Here is a 15,930-nt window from a genome sequence, read left to right as displayed (position 1 = left end):
TCACGTCAGATGCGCGGGAGCACTATGCAGATGGTACACGGTGCAGATTTCATAGGACGCTTTTAGCCTGTTTCCCGTCTGGAGGAAACCCTCTGCGCGACATCGACGACCAGTCACCCTCCCCCCACAAATCGAGCGGTAGAACAAGAGCTGAATTGACAGCGGCCGCACAAGGCTCCCCTTATGCGGCCGCTATATCGAAGTCAGGTTGAAGGTCAGCCCTCTGCCACGGGCCTATGAGATCAGAACTCGGTCCAATCCTCGGCAACGGCCGCATTGCCATGCGCAACCGCAGCAGAGCGGCGAACCGGCGCCTGTCGGGGAGCCGTCGGCACAGGTGCTGCCACACGACGCATGACATCCGCCGCCGCCTGCAACTGCCCAACCTGCTGGCCAAGCTGGAACTGCGACAGCAGGGAGTTCAGATTGACGCTTTCTTGCGCAAGCGCCGCACCGGCCGCATTCATCTCCTCCACCATCGCCGCATTCTGCTGCGTCGACTGATCCATGTGATTGACGGCCGTATTGACCTGCGCCAGTCCAGCGGACTGTTCATGTGCTGCGGTCGCAATGGCTTCCATATGGACATTGATCGACTGAACCAGACCGGCAATTTCAGCCAGACCTGTACCGGTATCGTTGACGAGGCGCACACCTTCGCTGACGGCAATTTCAGAATTGCCGATCAGCGATTTGATTTCTTTGGCGGCATTGGCAGAACGCTGCGCAAGTTCACGCACTTCCTGTGCGACGACAGCAAAGCCTTTGCCTGCCTCACCCGCACGTGCGGCCTCGACGCCAGCGTTCAGTGCTAGCAGGTTGGTTTGGAAGGCGATCTCGTCGATAACACCTATGATCTGGCTGATCTGCTGGGAGGAGTTTTCAATCTTTTCCATGGCAGAAACGGCATTGCGTACGACATTGCCGGAGTTATCAGCACGATCACGGGCGTTACGCACCACATCGCGCGCCTCGCCTGCCCGTCTGGATGTCGAAGTCACATTGGCGGTGATCTGTTCCAGCGCCGCGGCGGTTTCCTCAAGTGACGCGGCCTGCTGCTCGGTACGCCGTGAGAGATCATCAGATGCAGACGAAACCTCTTTCGATCCACCCGTCACCGTGGATACGGAATGACCAACACTTGCCAGCGTCTCACGCAACTGGCAAACCGAACTGTTGAAGTCCTGCCGTAATGCTTCAAACTGCGAGGACAGTGGTTCATGCAACTCGCACAACAGATCACCAGCGGCCAGACGTTTCATGCTGCTGGCAAAGGTGCTTGTGGCCTCAACCAGTCGCGCTTCTGCTTCCGCCTCCGCAACCCGTTGCATTTCCAGCCGCTCGCGCTCTGCACGGCCCCTTGCCTCTTCCTCTGCCGCTTCCAGTTCACGATTGCGAATAGCGGCCTGACGGAACACCTCGACGGCCTGTTCCATGTCGCCTATTTCGTCCTTGCGGCCGGTCGCGACATCATTGTTGTCGATATCGCCATGCGCCAAACGCCCCATGATCTGAACCATGCGCGCAATCGGACGCACAACGGTCATTGCCATCAGGCCGGAAAACACCACCATGATGAGGCCGCCGATAAGGCAAAGGACGGCAATCACAACAAGATTGCTGAAAGCACCATCGGCATGCGCCTGCGCCAATGCCGCGATGCGCTGCAAATCCTCATTTTCGATCTGTTTGAGCGTTTCAATACGTTTGGTGGAAACAGTGAACCATTTGCCGCTGTCGAGATTGCCCAGCTCGGCATTTTCGCCATTTGCAAGAATAAGCGCGCGGATCGCGACAACGTCTTGGGAAACGTCGGCAATCATCGCCTGATATTTGCTGCGCTGGTTTTCATCCAGAACCGACAGCGAAGAATTGAGAAGCGCGGCCTGACCGCCAGCCATGGCTGCAAACTCTGCGAAGCGGCTTGGGTCCACTCGTTTTGCTGTAATAAAGCCATTGCCAATTGCACGTTCCTGACCGGCAATTTCCTTGGCCTGCATTAGTTGCACATAGCCAGACATCTGCTGGGCAATGTCGGCGTCTTGCGCAGTAGCGGCGATATTGCCGGAAAGACCGACAATCTTGCCAACGACGCCCGTGTAGAAACTGAACGATTGCGCACCGGTCGTTGACAGGCTGTCGACGGATCTACGTAGAACTGCAATTTCGCCAATACCGCTGCTGATTGATTGCTTGGGACCGGCCAGATCAAAATCAACCGCTTTCGCCAGTTCCTGCGACAACGCCTGGAACTCTCCGACCGCTGCATCGGTCTGCGAACGGGCGCTAGCAAGCTGGGACGCATTCTGATTGCCTTTCGAGGCGATAAACCCGGCAGTCAGGCCACGCTCCACTTGTAGGGCGTGCACCATATCGCTCAGCTTTTTCAGCTGTTCACTGGCGACCGTGATCTGCTGCATGTCATTATATATGACCAAGCGATCTGATATCTGGGCATAGGCAAGATAACCGGCAGCAAGCATGGGCAAGGTGACTGCGGTCCACAGCCGCTTGCTGATTGAAATATCGACCAATCTCATGAGACACTCCTGAAGCATGGCCTCATGCCATCTAAAATTGTGCCGATCATGCACTAGAAAAAACTACAAAAATCACCTTAAGAAAAAACTGAAAGTAAAAGTCAAAACAATGGCTTAAAATGACGATCATCAAGCTGCACACATATGTCGCAGGCACTGCTTTTTTTAGAAATCAGCAAGATTTGCCGCACAAAATAAAAGCCTCTGCACACATAGCGTGCAGAGGCTTCATGAAATTGTCCGTTATTCGGACAGGTCTTAGCGTGTCAGGCGCTTGTAGGCCTGGCTGCCCGGATTGAGGGCGTCAGGACCAAGGCGACGAACCTTGTCTTCTTCGTAGTCTTCGAAGTTGCCTTCGAACCATTCGACATGGCCATCACCCTCGAAAGCAAGGATGTGTGTCGCCAGACGGTCAAGGAACATGCGATCGTGGCTGATGATGATGGCGCAGCCTGCGAAAGCTTCCAGCGCGCTTTCCAGCGCACCGAGTGTTTCCGTATCAAGGTCGTTGGTCGGTTCGTCGAGCAGCAGCACGTTGCCGCCAGCCTTCAGCATCTTTGCAAGGTGAACACGGTTACGCTGACCACCCGAGAGATTGCCAACCTTCTGCTGCTGATCGCCGCCCTTGAAGTTGAACGCGCCGCAATATGCTCTGGAGTTCATGTCGAACTTGCCAAGCTTGATCACTTCCGCACCACCGGAAATTTCTTCCCAAACGGTCTTGTTGCCATCCAGCGCATCGCGGCTCTGGTCAACATAACCGAGGTGAACCGTTTCACCGACGCGGATCGAGCCGGCGTCCGGCTTTTCCTGACCGGTGATCATCTTGAACAGCGTCGACTTACCGGCACCGTTCGGACCGATGATACCAACGATACCACCCGGTGGCAGTTTGATCGACAAATCGTTGATCAGCGTGCGGCCTTCAAAGCCCTTGTTGATGCCTTCCAGCTCGATAACGACCTGGCCAAGACGCTCGGAGACAGGAATGATGATCTGCGCGTCGCCTGGACGGATGTTTTCAGCGGCATCCACCAGCTGTTCGTAAGCCTTGATACGGGCCTTCGACTTGGCCTGACGGGCTTTCGGGCTGGATGCAATCCATTCCTGTTCGCGCGACAGTGCCTTCTGGCGGCCTGCTTCTTCGCGGGATTCCTGCTGCATGCGCTTTGCTTTGGCCTGCAGGTAGGCAGAGTAGTTGCCTTCGTAAGGAATGCCACGGCCACGGTCGAGTTCGAGAATCCAGCCCGTGACGTTGTCCAGGAAGTAGCGATCGTGGGTGATCATCATTACGGCGCCCGGATAGTCACGCAGGTGCTTTTCGAGCCAGGCAATGGTTTCGGCGTCAAGATGGTTGGTCGGTTCGTCGAGCAGCAGCAGGTCAGGCTGCGACAGCAGCAGACGGCACAGCGCGATACGACGGCGCTCACCACCCGACAGCGTTTCAACATTGGCGTCCTTTGGCGGGCAGCGCAGTGCTTCCATCGCCATTTCGACCTGCTGTTCCAGATCCCACAGGTTCTGGCTGTCGATGATGTCCTGAAGCTTGGCACCCTCATCCGCAGTTTCGTCGGAATAATTCATCATCAATTCGTTGTAACGATCGATAACGGCTTTCTTATCGGCAACGCCTTCCATGACGTTTTCAAAAGCGGTTTTCGCAGGATCAAGCTTCGGTTCCTGCTCCAGGTAACCAACAGTCGCGCCTTCGGCGAGCCAGGCTTCACCGGTAAATTCCTTGTCCTGACCGGCAATGATGCGCAGCACGGTAGACTTACCGGCACCGTTTGGACCGAGAATACCAATCTTGGCATCCGGGTAGAACGACAGGTTAACGTTTTCGAGGATCTTCTTCGCCCCGTAGGACTTGTTAAGACCAGACATATGATAAATGAACTGACGTGCCATTAAAGGAATGCTCCGCGCCATGAAATGAGGTTTGCCGCTATGTAGGCGAAATGACCGTGTGGGGCAACATGTCAAACCAATTTAGCAAGCGAAGTCTTTGCCGGAGTTATTATGGACAGCACCATGTTCTCGCAGATCAACCGCCTTGAAAGCCCGTCCGGCGCCTCAGTTGCCTATCGCCACATGCCCGCTGAAAACGAGGCACGCGGCGTCTTGATGATCTGCCACGGTCTTGTTGAACATGCTGGCCGCTACGCCCGGTTTGCCGATGTCATGGCAAAACAGGGTTTTGAAGTTTACGCCCATGACCACCGAGGCCACGGACGGACAAAAGCCGATGACGCGCCGCTAGGCCGTTTTGCCTGGAAAGATGGCGTCGACAAGGCGATCAAGGATGTAATGGCTGTGCGCAGCCTGGTTGGCGAGCGTCATCCCGGCCTGCCAGTTGTCCTGTTTGGACATTCGATGGGTGGACTTGTGGCACTGAACACCGCCGTCAGCCATCCGCAATCCTTTGCTGCCCTGTCCATCTGGAACTCCAACTTTAACCCCGGTCTTTCGGGCCGTGCCGCACAGGTGGTGCTTCGCATCGAGAAATGGCTGAAGGGTTCGGATGTGCCGAGCGGCATTCTGCCCAAGGCAACGTTTCGGACATGGAATGCCCGTATGCCGGAAAAGCGCACCACTGCCGACTGGCTGAGCCACGACAAGGCTGCCGTCGACGCCTATGTCGAAGATCCGCTCTGCAGTTTCGATGCAAGTGTCTCTCTCTGGCAGGACGTGTTTGAAATGTCTTATCGTGGCCCAAAACTGATCAGCCGATTACCAAAAGACATGCCGATCCTGCTGGTCAGCGGAGACGAGGATGCCGCCACCAATGACGGCAAGGAAATTGTCTGGCTTGCAGACCAGTTCCGAAATGCCGGCTTCACTGACATCAAGGACATTATTTACAAGGGCATGCGCCACGAAACATTGAATGAAAAAGGCTGGGAAGTGCCCGCAGCCGATTTCGCGGCATGGTGCACAAAGGTCGTCGAGGACTGACCGCTCCTGTGCCGAAACGGAATATCATCATGAGATAATATCGAATGCGCTCCCTTGAAAAGGGTGTTCTATAGTCGCGACACCGTTGCGCATTCGCACGTTGAAAGAAACACCAATGGCATCGAAAATGACCCGCGGAAAAACAGCACCTCAAGCGACAGCTCTGGCATCCGGCAGTGTATCCACCGGGCTGTTCATGATGTTTGCCGCGGTGATGATTTCCCCGATCATCGACATTTTCGCCAAGCTGGCCATCACCACCGTTCCAGCGATTGAAATCAGCGCGGCGCGTTTCCTGATCCAATCGCTTGCAGCCCTGCCTTTTCTCATGATGCGACCGCATCTGTTCTCGATGTCCTGGCGCTCAACCGGCTTTCACATCGTTCGTGGTGGCATCCTTGCCCTGTCGATGATCAGTTTCGTTGCCACGCTGGAATTCATGGAAGTGGCAGATGCAATTGCCATCTTTTTCGTAGAGCCAATCATTCTGACCATCCTCAGCAGCGTCATCCTGAAGGAAGCAATTGGCTGGCGGCGTTATACCGCCTGCGCCGTCGGCTTTTTCGGCGCGTTGCTGGTCATCCAGCCCAGTTTTGCCGAAGTCGGTTACGTTGCGCTTCTGCCAGTTCTTTCGGCATTCTGCATTGCCATTTTCGCCATTCTGACCCGCATCGGTTCGCAGAAGGAAGATCCGTGGAGCATGCAGCTTCAGTCCGGCATGTGGGGTTTCCTGTTCTGCGCCTTGCCAATGCTGTTCAGTGACATGCTTGGCATACCCGGCATTGCCTTTACCTCGGCCGATACCACAATCCTGTTTTATCTCTTGGGTGTTGGTGTTTCAGCCACTCTATCAGGCATTCTCGGCGTTTACGCCTATCGCGCGGCCCCCGCCTCGATGCTGGCCCCGCTGCAATATCTAGAAATTGTTTCTGCGACAATCTTCGGCTGGCTGGTGTTCAACCACTTCCCAGATGCCATCAAATGGCTTGGCATCGCCATCATCGTAGCGTCGGGCCTCTACATCATCTGGCGGGAACGCCGCTTTGCCTCAAAGCCAGTCTCCAATGTCGAGACAACACCGCTGACCCCATGAGATAATGACCCTAGACATGACCCAGCAGACACATGACAGACAACCACCACTTAAAGGCATCCGTGTTATCGAACTGGCCCGTGTCCTGGCCGGACCATGGGCGGGACAAATGCTGGCGGATATGGGCGCCGATGTCATCAAGATTGAAAACCCTGATGGTGGTGATGACACCCGCACATGGGGGCCACCCTTCGTGGAAAGTGTTGATGGCGAGAACCTCTCGGCCGCCTATTATCACGCTACCAACCGCGGCAAACGGTCGATCACCGCTGATCTGCGCACGACTGAGGGCTGCGATCTCGTTCGTCGTCTGGTCGCAACGGCAGATGTGGTCATCGAAAATTTCAAGCGTGGCGGGCTTGTCAAATATGGGCTGGATTATCAAAGCCTGAAAACGCTTAATCCGAAGCTGATCTATTGCTCGATTACTGGCTTCGGCCAAACCGGCCCATATGCGGATTTCGCCGGTTACGATTACATCGTGCAGGGCATGTCAGGTTTCATGTCAATCACCGGTGAACCGGATGGCCAGCCAATGAAGGCGGGCGTTGCAGTCGCAGACATCTTCACCGGCATTTATTCGGTGACCGCCATTCAGGCCGCCCTCATCCACGCGATGCGCACCGGACAGGGCCAGCATGTCGACATGGCCCTGCTGGATGTTCAGTCGGCCGTGCTGGCCAACCAGAACATGAACTATCTCATTTCCGGCAAGCCTCCGGTGCGTCTTGGTAATGCCCATCCCAATATATCCCCTTACGAGGTGGTACCCACAGCCGATGGTTTCCTTATTCTGGCCGTCGGCAATGATGGCCAGTTCAGCCGCCTGTGCAAAATTCTTGGGATTGCCGAAATCGCCACAGACGAGCGTTACGCGACCAACAAGGCGCGCGTCGCACACAAGGGAGACGTCCGCCGCATCATATCCACCGAAACCTTGAAGTGGCAAAAGCGCGATCTGCTGACCGCCTGCGAGAGCAACGCCGTGCCAGCCGGCCCGATCAACTCGATCGAGGAAATGTTTGCCGACCCGCAGGTAGAGGCGCGAGGATTGCGGGTTGATCTGCAGGCCGCAGATGGCACCACCATTCCCGGTGTCCGCACCCCTATCGTGCTGTCCGAAACACCATTGCAATACGAACGCCCCAGCCCGCGACTTGGCGAACATCAGGCTGATGTGCTGGCTGAACTGGAAGAGATTGAAAGGAACATGACGCCATGAAAAGAACCGGCGGACAATTGATTGTCGAGGCACTGAAGGCCAATGGCGTAACACGCGTTTCCTGCGTTCCCGGCGAAAGCTATCTCGCCGTTCTCGATGCACTCTATGAAAGCGGCATTGAGACCATTGTCTGCCGTCAGGAAGGTGGCGCAGCCATGATGGCTGACACCTGGGGTCGCCTGACGGGCCAACCTGGTATCTGCATGGTAACCCGTGGCCCCGGTGCCACCAACGCGTCAGCCGGCCTGCATATCGCCATGCAGGATTCCATTCCGATGATCCTGTTCATCGGTCAGGTGCAGCGTGATGCGCGTGAACGTGAAGCCTTTCAGGAAGTCGAATATCGCCGCGCTTTTACCGAATTCGCCAAATGGGTGGGTGAGATCGATGACGTCAGGCGCATTCCAGAATTTGTAAGCCGTGCCTTTGCCGTTGCCTCCTCCGGCCGTCCCGGCCCTGTTGTTCTCACTCTGCCTGAGGATGTGCTGGTTGAGGAATTCGACGCACCGCAGGCCAAGCCATCGACCCCGGTCGAGGCGCATCCAGGTGCAGCACAGATTGCTGACTTTGCTGAAATGCTGAAGGACGCCAAACGTCCTCTGGTCATTCTTGGTGGCACCCGTTGGACGGACGAAAGCGTGGCACAGTTCCAGGCTTTTGCTGAAAAGTTCAAACTGCCGGTCGGCTGCTCTTTCCGCCGCCAGATGCTATTTGATCATCTGCACCCATCTTACGCCGGTGACATCGGCATTGGCGTCAATCCAGCACTTGGCAAGGAGGTCAAGGAAGCCGACCTCATCGTGCTGCTCGGTGGACGTTTCTCCGAAATGCCGTCCTCCGGCTACACACTGCTTGATATTCCATATCCTGCGCAGAAACTGGTGCATGTCTATCCGGACCCGGATGAACTCGGTCGTGTCTACCGCCCGGATCTGGCCATCTGCGCCAGCCCGAAGGATTTTGTAGCAGCCCTCGCAACACTTGAGGCACCTGCTCATCCCGTCTGGGAACAGCGTACTGTTGCCATGCACGAAACCTATCTCAAGTGGTCTACCCCACCCAAGACAGGTCCCGGTTCGGTTCACATGGGGCCGATCATGGAATGGATCGAGGAAAACACCCCGAAGGATGCCATTTTCACCAATGGCGCTGGCAACTACGCCACATGGCTTCACCGTTTCCATCGCTTCCAGCGCTTCAACACCCAGTCCGCGCCAACATCGGGCTCGATGGGTTACGGTCTGCCGGCTGCCGTTGCCGCCAAACATCTGTTCCCGGAGCGCGAGGTCATCTGCTTTGCCGGTGATGGATGCTTCATGATGCATGGCCAGGAATTCATCACGGCAGTGCGTTATGGCCTGCCCATCATCACGCTGCTGATCAACAATGGCACCTATGGCACCATCCGCATGCATCAGGAGCGGGAATATCCCGGTCGCGTCAGCGGCACGGATCTGGTCAATCCGGATTTCGTGGCTTTTGCCAAGGCCTATGGCGGTCATGGTGAACTTGTCGAAACCACGGATCAGTTTGCACCGGCGTTCGAGCGCGCACGCGCCAGCGGCAAACCGGCAATCATCGAAATCAAGCTGGATGCGGAAGCCATCACGCCGACCCGAACACTGACGCAAATTCGCGAAAAAACCTGATACTTGGCATGGACAGGTTTCCGGAATGGTGCAATTCCTGCGGTCGAATAAACCAACAGGAAGCGCCATGCCGGAAGCACAGTCCCCAGTGATCACCCCTAGAGGAATGAAGATCGAGCCCAGCGCCGGCGCCCCTTTTGAAGCGGTGCGGGTTTCTAAAACCGTTCTTCATACCTGCCGGTTTGCAGCGCTGGCGACCATCGATCCCGTCAGCGGTTATCCCTACACCACAGTCACCAATATCGCGATTGAGCCGGACGGCACGCCATTCTTTTTTGCAGCACGTCTGACACTTCACGCCCGCAACATCGAAGCCGATAACCGCATTTCCCTGACGCTTGCCCCGTTTGGCAAAGGTGATGCGCTGACGGAACCTCGCCTGACACTGGTCGGCCGCGCCGTCTTGATCGAGGCAGATGAATTTGAAACGGCAAAGGCCGCCTATCTCGCTCGTTACCCGAAATCCAAGCTCTATCTGTCACTTCCCGACACGTTGCTGTTCCGGCTGCAGGTTGAGGGCGTGCAGATCAACGGCGGGCCAGCACGCAATGCCAGTAACATTACACCTGTAGACCTGCGGACCGACCTCTCCGGTGCCGACGCGCTGATGGCTGGCGCTACCGACGAAATAAAACGTCTCAACGCCATCAAGGGTGAGGCCACTCGGCTGGCGTCGCTGGCCGGCAAAAAAGCCGGCAACTGGAAAATCACTTCGATTGATCCTGAAGGTATCAACCTCGCGGCCTCGTCCGATCTGGCGCGGCTGTGGTTTGCGGACCGTGTCGAAACATTGAATCAACTTGCAAAGGCGTTGAATCAGGATTCGAAGTAACAGCGACAAGGGATTCACAAACAACGACAATCCCTGGGCGCCCCCTCGACAACCTCATAAAAAAGGCCGGTCAGCATGACACTGACCGGCCTTTTCTGTTTGATCGTTGCGATCAGCGACTTAGAGCGCTGCCGTCACGATAAACTCAACCTTGTAATCCGGCGTTGCCAGAGCAGCTTCGCTGGTTGCACGTGCTGGCGGGTTTGCCGGGTCAATCCAGCCTTCCCAGACAGCATTCATTTCACCGAAGGTCGACATGTCGGAGAGGTAGATGATGGTCTGAAGGATCTTGGATTTGTCAGAACCGGCAGCAGCCAGCAGACGATCAACTTCAGCCAGTGCAGACTTGCTCTGCTCGGCAACCGACGAACCTTCACCAACCTGACCAGCCAGATAAACAGTGTTGCCATGAACGACTGCACCGCTCATACGCTTGCCGGGTTCGATACGCTTGATGCTCATGAAAATGCTCCTGTTATAAGCTTATATGAAATTTCCTGCCCCATTTCGGGCAACGTGCAAAAACGACTTAGCCGCGCAGATGGTGGGTCTTGTCGTAGATGGCAGTCGAGCGCGCGCCAGAGCGGCAATAGCCCAGCATCGGACGCTGCAACTCGTCAAGCGCATCCACCATTCCGGCAACAGCTTCACCATCGACACCGTTCCGGCCAACCGGCACATGTGCAATGGTCAAACCCAGCTCTTCAGCCCGCTCGGCAATATCGGCAAACAGAGGCTGGCCCTCTTCTTCACCGTCTGGGCGGTGGCAAACGATGGATTTAAAGCCGAGCGCCTTGATCTGATCCAGATCGGCAACGCTGATCTGGCCGGTCACTGAATATTCATCGTCAATACGTCGGATATCCATCTTCAAATCCTCCTGAAATGCCTTGGCTCGGCAAGCCTTTCGGCCCTTCGCCTCTAAAATTGAAGTGCCAAGGGTGTAAGGCGAATTGGGCGGTGCGTCAATCGACAAGCAACTGCCAGCATCGGGTTTAAAACCGCATCAGGCAATGTGGAAACGCAAACCGTATGACCGCGTTTCGCCCGGCTGCAACATGTTGAACTCGCCACTGTCGGCAAGCTCCTCACGGCTGACCCAGCGGTGCGAAACCGGCTCGATGCCAAGCACATGGGCAGGCGCCTTCTGGTTACGCCAGATTTGCAGATAAGGCAGAGTATCGGTGCGGAACTGCGCTGTCAGGCTCTTGCCGCCAAGTGAGGCAATCGGCCCCAGACGAAGCGTTGCCCAATCCTCATTGCCGGTGGCTTGCACACAGAACACGCTGCCCGGTTCCTCGCCAAACCGCCAGTTGAAGCCACCCCCCTCCAACATGTCGCCTTCGAGCTGCACCTTGTCATCGAACAGCCTTGCCCCGACATTCATGTGGTACATCAGAAATACCGGTTGCACCGTGTCACTGGTGTTGGTGATCGTGTCGTCCAACGCCACTTCACCAGTTGCCCCGTCAATCGTCCAGACACGCTGCAACAATGCCGTGCCGCCAGTGGCAAGCCGCACCGGAATATCCGCTGCGATCCTTGCCCTTTTCTCGCCGACGTCCCAAGCGGTTATTTCAGCCGGGTGGGACGAGAACGAGCCATGCAGCGGATATTTGCGCCCCGTGGTATCGCCCTCAATCGGCTGAGGATGGCGAATGTGGTCAGGGCCACAGGTGAAAAGGAAACCTTCCAGCGAGTGATCGATGCGCGGGTCGCCATCATCAGGAATAGCCCGGCCCGGTGCGATATTGATTCCCTCGACAATGCAGGAACCGATGTCCAGAACCGACGTTTCATCAAGATGAATAACTGGCGATTTACCGAGTTGAATGTCTCGCATACGGCCTCTCACTGGAAGTTGAACTATATTTTACCGTGAACGTCCACTGAGACATGATGAAATTAACGTAACGTTCACTTCGAATTCATCTTTTTCACAATAGGGTCAATATTGTGATGTGTAGGTGGATGAAAAGAGTGAGGAAAAGCGGAATCGTGAAACAGTTTCTTAAAACAACTTTTTTCGTGGCTGTTACCACTTTGTCCGTCTTGCCGTTCAGTTTCGCTGAGGCGCAGGACCGCTATCGTTATGCCACTCAGGAACAGCCACTGCTGGTAACGCCGGATGGACGCGTGCTTGATTTCATTCCGCAACGCAGTGACATCGTCATCAGCCGCGACCGCATTGGCCGCACCGTTTTCTATGACAGCTATGGCAACCTGCTGGCCACTGAAATGCCGCCGGAGGCTGTACGCAGGCAGCAGCCTTCCCGCGAAACCTATTATCCGCCAGCACCTGGCCACTCACAGCGCGATATCGGCTATTACGACAATGGTAGCGTTCGTGATTACCGCGAATATCGCAATGATGGGACAGACCGTGACGTCTACACCGGCTCTGTGCCCGCACCTGGCGCCATTGAAAGCGCACCGCTGGAACAGCCAATGCCCGGCGAAAGCACGACAGCCGCCGTTCCGCAGCCCGATCGCCTGATCGAGCGCCACGCCCCGGTTACCGCACCGACAAATCGTTCGCGTCAGGAAATTGTCGCACTTCAGACATTCCTCGACCGTGAAGGCATCTCGCCCGGCGTAATCGACGGCAAGATGGGCTCCAACGTCACCAAGGCCATTTCGGCCTGGCAGGATATGACCGGCGAAACACTGGACCCGAACAACTCGGAAGACATTCTGGAGCGCCTGCGCATGTCCGGTGGCATGGCCATCGTCAACTACACGATCACCGCAGCCGATGCTGCCGGTCCGTATGTTGCAGCCATTCCTGACGACTACAGCCAAAAGGCGCAGCTTCCCGCCATGTCGTTTACCTCGGTCACTGAATCGCTTGCCGAGCGTTTCCACATGGATGAAACCTATCTGAAAGAGTTGAACCCTGGCGTTGACTTCACGGTGCCCGGCTCGATCATCAAGGTTATCGATCCGGGCAAACCGAAGGTGGGCTCGGTTGCGCGCATCGTCGCCCACAAGGGCATCAAACAGGTATTCGCCTATGACGAAACCGGCACGCTGGTTGCTGCCTATCCGGCCACCATCGGTTCGTCTGATACACCTTCGCCAAGCGGCATTCACACCGTTGAACGTATCGCACTGAACCCCGGTTATACCTACAACCCGAAAATCAACTTCCAGCAGGGTCAAAATACCCAGATCCTGCAGATCCCACCAGGCCCGAACGGTCCGGTCGGCACCGTCTGGATTGCCCTGTCGAAACCGACTTACGGCATTCACGGCACGCCGGAGCCATCCAAGATTGGTAAGACCAACAGCCACGGTTGTATTCGCCTGACCAACTGGGATGCCACCGAATTGGCCAAGATGGTCAAGCCTGGCGTAGTGGTTGAGTTCGCCGAATAAGGTCTCCAACCATTTCCACGGCATGAAAAAGGCGCGACACTTGTTGGGTGTCGCGCCTTTTCTTTTGTCTTCGTGGAGGCAGGTCTGTCAGACCTTGATCTTGTGTCTGCGACCCTTGCCGATATCCGGCAGCAGCACTGTCAGCAATCCAAGCAGTGGCAGGAACGAGCAAACCTGGTAGACGTAGACGATGCCCTTGTGGTCAGCCACCACGCCAAGTGCCGCAGCACCGATGCCGCCAATACCGAAAGCGAAACCGAAGAACAGTCCGGCAATCATGCCAACCCGGCCCGGCACCAATTCCTGTGCAAACACCACGATTGCCGAGAAGGCCGACGCCATGATCACACCGATGATAAATGTCAGGACAATCGTTGTGTTGTAGCCGACGTAGGGCAGCACCAGCGTAAACGGCAGCGCACCAAGGATCGAGAACCAGATCACGAACTTCGTGCCGAACCAGTCAACAACAGGTCCACCTGCAACCGTACCGATGGCAACGGCGCCGAGGAACACGAACAGCAGGATCTGTGCATACTGCACCGACACATCGAAACGCTCGATCATGTAGAAGGTATAGTAGCTCGAAAGGCTGGTCATGTAGAGGTATTTCGACAATACCAGCAGTGCCAGAACGGCAATGGCCTTCATGACCTTTGCGCGCGGCAGCACGATAGCTGGTGCAGCAGCCATGCGCTTTGCGGTGGCAACACGGTGCTGCGAATACCATCTACCCACCTGGAACAGAATGATCATGCCAGCCAATGCCGCAGCAGAGAACCACGCAACACTTTCCTGTCCGCGCGGCAGCACGATGAATGCAGCCAGCAACGGTCCAAGTGCCGAGCCAAAATTACCGCCCACCTGAAACAGTGACTGCGCCAAACCATGACGGCCACCGGACGCCAGACGGGCAACACGCGAGGATTCCGGATGGAATACCGCAGATCCCAGACCCAACACACCGGCTCCGAGCAGCAGGACCTCGTAGGAATGCGCATAGGCCATTAACAACAGGCCGATCAGCGAAAAGCCCATACCGACCGACAGCGAATATGGCAGCGGACGTTTATCGGTATAGATACCGATCAACGGCTGAAGCAGCGACGCAGTGACCTGAAACACCAGTCCAAGTAGACCGATCTGCGTAAAGTCGAGCGCATATCCATCCTTGAGCATGGGATAAAGCGCCGGGATAAGCGACTGCATCGTGTCATTCAGCAAATGACAGAAGCTGACAGCCATGATGATGCCGAAGACCGTTTCTTCCGCTTTGTGTGTCTCCAGACCTACTGAGTTATTGGCCACTTTCGTCTCCATTATTTGACATAATCCAATAAGAGGATTGTGGCGTCCCCGCTTTCGTGTTTTGGTCCATTTATTACGCGAGTGGGCCAAATGCAGCAAAAGAAGCCACAAGAAATAATGGGACCCCGCAGCAAGCACTATGACAGGCTGTGGGCGATAGAGACTGCGGCTGGTCCGGTTCACACCTCACCCAACCATTACAGTGCTGGCGATCTGGTTGAACGCCACAGCCACAAGAGAACACAATTGCTTTATGCGCGCTCCGGCGTGGTGCTTGTCACCACCGATCAGGGCCGCTGGATGGTGCCACCTGAGCACGCCTTGTGGATACCGCCGGGCGTCGAACATTCTGTGGAGATGTTAGGTGCCGTAACCATGCTGTCGCTTTATCTTGACGCCAGTGCCGTGCCTGACCTCCCCGCCTTCGTGCGCGTGGTTAGCATAACCGGTCTGGCACGAGAGCTGATCATCGAAGCAGTGCAACCGCCGTCGGACGACAACAGCCGAGAACGCGCCGACCTGATCCTGCCGTTGCTGTTGAATGTCGTGGCCAAACTGCCTGACATTTCGCTCGGCCTGCCATTCCCAGAGGATCCCCGCCTTGCTGCCTTGTGCCGTCGGTTCATCGCCAACCCAACGCCGGATCTGATCATCGATAAATGGGCAAGGGAGTTGTCGATGAGCAGGCGCGCCTTTACCCGCGCTTTTCGCCGGCAAACCGGCCTGTCACTGTCCGTGTGGCGCCAGCAGGCCTGCCTGTTTGCAGCATTGCCACGCCTTGCGGCCGGTGAAGCCGTAACCACTGTGGCGCTCGATCTCGGTTATGGCAGCATTCCAGCCTTCACCACCATGTTCAAACGTATGCTCGGCACCTCTCCCCGCTCCTACCTCAACTCGCACAGCAATCACTGAAAACAAAAACGCCCGCTGGTGATGCAGCGGGCGAATATCTG

13 protein-coding genes are annotated in these 15,930 nt (G+C 56.1%); 7 read left to right on the top strand and 6 right to left on the bottom strand.

The genetic code is table 11. From position 1 onward, the window contains the following. Window positions 1-242 precede the first annotated feature (242 nt). Both IB237_RS10045 and ettA read right to left on the bottom strand, forming a co-directional pair. Window positions 243-2,540: a methyl-accepting chemotaxis protein gene (locus IB237_RS10045; RefSeq protein WP_246787780.1), complete on the bottom strand. Its 2,298-nt coding sequence runs from the start codon at window positions 2,538-2,540 to the stop codon at window positions 243-245. Window positions 2,541-2,798: 258 nt separating this feature from the next. Next, window positions 2,799-4,448, bottom strand: a complete 1,650-nt coding sequence (gene ettA, locus IB237_RS10040; protein WP_192488491.1) for an energy-dependent translational throttle protein EttA — start codon at window positions 4,446-4,448, stop codon at window positions 2,799-2,801. Window positions 4,449-4,559: 111 nt separating this feature from the next. On the opposite strand from ettA, the gene IB237_RS10035 reads away from it, so the two are divergent. The 5 genes from IB237_RS10035 to IB237_RS10015 all read left to right on the top strand — a co-directional run bounded on the left by IB237_RS10035 (window position 4,560) and on the right by IB237_RS10015 (window position 10,291). Further along, window positions 4,560-5,495, top strand: coding sequence for an alpha/beta hydrolase (locus IB237_RS10035; RefSeq protein ID WP_246787777.1), 936 nt, complete (start codon window positions 4,560-4,562; stop codon window positions 5,493-5,495). A 115-nt stretch (window positions 5,496-5,610) separates the two neighbouring features. Continuing rightward, window positions 5,611-6,588: a DMT family transporter gene (locus IB237_RS10030; RefSeq protein ID WP_246787776.1), complete on the top strand. Its 978-nt coding sequence runs from the start codon at window positions 5,611-5,613 to the stop codon at window positions 6,586-6,588. 16 nt (window positions 6,589-6,604) lie between these two features. After that, a complete protein-coding gene (locus tag IB237_RS10025; protein WP_192488490.1) occupies window positions 6,605-7,810 on the top strand; it encodes a CaiB/BaiF CoA-transferase family protein in 1,206 nt (401 codons plus the stop codon). Then, window positions 7,807-9,459 (top strand): thiamine pyrophosphate-binding protein, encoded by a 1,653-nt coding sequence (locus IB237_RS10020; RefSeq protein WP_192488489.1) that lies wholly within the window; start codon window positions 7,807-7,809, stop codon window positions 9,457-9,459. The genes IB237_RS10025 and IB237_RS10020 overlap by 4 nt, the downstream gene beginning before the upstream one ends. A gap of 67 nt (window positions 9,460-9,526) precedes the next feature. After that, window positions 9,527-10,291, top strand: coding sequence for a HugZ family protein (locus IB237_RS10015; protein WP_192488488.1), 765 nt, complete (start codon window positions 9,527-9,529; stop codon window positions 10,289-10,291). Window positions 10,292-10,411: 120 nt separating this feature from the next. Here the strand turns inward: IB237_RS10015 and IB237_RS10010 are convergent, their stop codons facing one another. From IB237_RS10010 to IB237_RS10000, 3 genes are all read right to left on the bottom strand, one after another. Next, complete coding sequence (locus IB237_RS10010; protein ID WP_192488487.1) at window positions 10,412-10,753, bottom strand: RidA family protein; 342 nt, start codon at window positions 10,751-10,753, stop codon at window positions 10,412-10,414. A 67-nt stretch (window positions 10,754-10,820) separates the two neighbouring features. Then, the gene (locus IB237_RS10005; RefSeq protein WP_192488486.1) at window positions 10,821-11,159 is read right to left on the bottom strand and encodes a TIGR01244 family sulfur transferase; all 339 of its coding nucleotides are present in this window, start codon (window positions 11,157-11,159) and stop codon (window positions 10,821-10,823) included. A gap of 138 nt (window positions 11,160-11,297) precedes the next feature. Then, complete coding sequence (locus tag IB237_RS10000) at window positions 11,298-12,134, bottom strand: aldose 1-epimerase family protein (protein WP_192488485.1); 837 nt, start codon at window positions 12,132-12,134, stop codon at window positions 11,298-11,300. A gap of 155 nt (window positions 12,135-12,289) precedes the next feature. On the opposite strand from IB237_RS10000, the gene IB237_RS09995 reads away from it, so the two are divergent. Further along, the gene (locus IB237_RS09995; protein WP_371815280.1) at window positions 12,290-13,669 is read left to right on the top strand and encodes a L,D-transpeptidase family protein; all 1,380 of its coding nucleotides are present in this window, start codon (window positions 12,290-12,292) and stop codon (window positions 13,667-13,669) included. Between the two features lie 87 nt (window positions 13,670-13,756). On the opposite strand, the gene IB237_RS09990 is transcribed toward IB237_RS09995, so the two are convergent. Beyond that, window positions 13,757-14,914: an MFS transporter gene (locus IB237_RS09990; protein ID WP_246787844.1), complete on the bottom strand. Its 1,158-nt coding sequence runs from the start codon at window positions 14,912-14,914 to the stop codon at window positions 13,757-13,759. 180 nt (window positions 14,915-15,094) lie between these two features. Between IB237_RS09990 and IB237_RS09985 the strand changes: the two genes are divergently transcribed. After that, window positions 15,095-15,889 (top strand): helix-turn-helix domain-containing protein, encoded by a 795-nt coding sequence (locus tag IB237_RS09985; protein WP_246787774.1) that lies wholly within the window; start codon window positions 15,095-15,097, stop codon window positions 15,887-15,889. The last annotated feature ends 41 nt before the right edge of the window (window positions 15,890-15,930 follow it).

The sequence above is a fragment of the Agrobacterium sp. AGB01 genome (genome assembly GCF_014851585.1).
Lineage (GTDB): Bacteria > Pseudomonadota > Alphaproteobacteria > Rhizobiales > Rhizobiaceae > Agrobacterium.
This window is presented reverse-complemented; position numbering and strand designations above follow the sequence as displayed.